1 tRNA gene is annotated in these 204 nt (G+C 53.9%); it reads left to right on the top strand.

The annotated features are described in order from the left end of the window. Positions 1 to 77 (top strand) — tRNA-Arg (locus AAEY57_RS21385). Positions 78 to 204 lie beyond the last annotated feature (127 nt).

Here is a 204-nt window from a genome sequence, read left to right as displayed (position 1 = left end):
GGGCGCATAGCTCAGCTGGATAGAGTACCTGGCTACGAACCAGGCGGTCGGAGGTTCGAATCCTCCTGCGCCCACCATACTTTACTCTCTTCTAGAGAACGCTCTGCTTAGAGTTAAAACAAGCAAAATGAAAGTGGGCGCATAGCTCAGCTGGATAGAGTACCTGGCTACGAACCAGGCGGTCGGAGGTTCGAATCCTCCTGC

This window comes from Pseudoalteromonas sp. MER144-MNA-CIBAN-0113 (assembly GCF_040308965.1).
Classification (GTDB): domain Bacteria; phylum Pseudomonadota; class Gammaproteobacteria; order Enterobacterales; family Alteromonadaceae; genus Pseudoalteromonas; species Pseudoalteromonas tetraodonis.
The sequence above is the reverse complement of the archived record's forward strand: the minus strand, read 5'-3'. Positions and strand labels throughout refer to the sequence as shown.